Origin of the sequence: Flavobacterium longum, from assembly GCF_965137575.1 — a bacterium.
Lineage (GTDB): Bacteria > Bacteroidota > Bacteroidia > Flavobacteriales > Flavobacteriaceae > Flavobacterium > Flavobacterium longum.
Window position 1 is genome coordinate 1 of the sequence record NZ_CBCRZJ010000012.1, and the last position, 2,097, is coordinate 2,097.

Here is a 2,097-nt window from a genome sequence, read left to right on the forward strand (position 1 = left end):
CCGCCGCTATCGAGGCCGGGCCGGCCTGCACCACCGTGAAGGTGTCAGACACCGAGACGCAGCCCAGGGCCGTGGTCGCCCTCACCGAATAATCCCCGAAGCCCGCCGGATCGGTGATGGTGTAGGTGGATCCCGTCGCACCGGCGATGTCCGCACCGCCAAGGCTCCACTGGAAGGTATAGGTGCCGTCATCCGGAAGGCCGCTCTCAAGGGTAAGCCCCGAGATCAGCGCACCGGTGATGAAGTCCACGCATATCGAGTTGGAGATGCCGTCCGAGGTCGCCGATGCGATGTCGATATCCACCAGCGGCTCTATCGAGACCCCCACCGTGGCCACCGTGGAGCGGCAGCCCGTATTGTTGTTGGTCACCACCGCATAGAGCGTCCCGCTGGACATGTTGTACGGGCTGGTAAGCGCCCCCGTGCCCGCAAGGGCATCGGCCATCGTCGCGAAATAGGCCACGGTGAACTGCGCCGGGGCCTGCCCGCCGAGCACCGTGGTATCGAACTGCGTCAGGTCCACGTCCATCAACCCGTCGCTGTCGGTGTCGCACACGGCCGCCGCAGTCGCGTTGGCCGCGCTGGCACCGGCACGCACACGTAAGGTGAGCTCCACGTAGGCGATGCAGCCGGTGGCTATGTCGGTGACCTTCACCGTGAGCACCTGCCCGTCCGATCCGGTATATCCGTCAGGGAGCTGGCCCACACCGCCCTGCGCGTCGGCAAGGCTGAGGTAATGCGCGAAGGTGAAGTCCGCCACATCCTGGCCCGGGGCAAGGAGTAGGGCGTTATAGTCGCTAAGGGTATATCCATAGGTGAGCGATCCCGTACCGCTCGAATCGCAGCCCACCGCATCGGCCGCAACAAGTGCGGGAAGCGGATTCACCACGACCGGCTGCTCCACGATCACGTAGCAGAAATCGCCCTGGTAGTCCGCCTCGGAGGTGCGCTCCACGCGGATGTAGATCGTGCCGGTACCGGCCTCGAAGGCCGTCGGGGTGCCGATGTAGCCCGCCGCAGTGGTGTCACCGGCCTGCGCCGCGGCAAGGGTCGTATAGTAGCCGAAGCCCAATTGCGGATCGTTGTCGCGGATGTAGGACTCGTTCTGGGTCAGATCGAAGAGCTCCGTGCCCACGGGGGCATTGTCGTCGCACGCCTCAAGAACCGGGATGTCCGCCGTGAGCGGGACCGGTATCGGAAGCACCCTGATGGTCAGGGTCGTGAAGCTGCGGCAGAACGACGGCGCAGGGCCCTTCACGGCAACGAAAAGCGTCTGGGCGTTGGCGATGTTGGTGTAGGCGCCCGGGTCGGCGATGGCATCGGTATCGGCAAGCGCATCGGCCTGGGTCTCATAGTAGCTCACCGTATAGCCCAGGGCACCGCCCGTGATCTCATTGTCCTTCAGCGTCAGATCGAAGACCGCCTGCGGAAGCGCAGAGGTCGGGCCGTCATCGCAGATGCTCAGCTGGGACGGTGTGGTAAGGGCAAGCGGCGTGCTCACGTTCAACGTGAAGCTGCCCACGTTCGCACAGCCGCCCGCGATGCCTTCAACCCGTACCCAGATGGTCTGCGGGTTGGATGTATTGGCATAGGCCGTGGCACCCACGATAGGGCCTATCCCCTGCTGGGCATCGGCCTGGCTGGTGTGGTAGCTCACCACGTAACCCGCGGCGGGCCCAACCTGGGAATTCAATATCAGTTGCTCCTGGCCCGTAAGGTCGAACACCGAGAGGCCGTCCTGGTCGTTGGCGTCCGTGTCGCACTGGCTCAGGTCATCCAGTGGTGGCACCACCGGCGATGGGATCACACGCAGCTCGATCATCATCACGCTCCAGCATCCCGTCAGGGTGTTCTGGGCCCTCACGTAGAGCGGCTGGAGGAAGGCCACTATGTTCTGGTAAGGGCTCGCAAGGGCGTTGCCCCCGCCCTGCGCATCGGCAAGGGTCTCATGGAAGCTCACCGTGATGCCCGGCGCGCCCTGGAGCATGTCCGGGACAAGCGCCGTGAGGTCGAACTGGCCAAAGCCGTCCCCGTCCGCGTCGCACTGGGTGAGGTCCGCAGCCAATGGCGGGACCAATTCAGGGAGCGGCTCCACGC

1 pseudogene is annotated in these 2,097 nt (G+C 64.9%); it reads right to left on the bottom strand.

The features are described from left to right. A pseudogene (locus ACM9J1_RS14320) lies at positions 1–2,065 on the bottom strand (hypothetical protein); the annotation flags it as partial. Between the last annotated feature and the right edge of the window lie 32 nt (positions 2,066–2,097).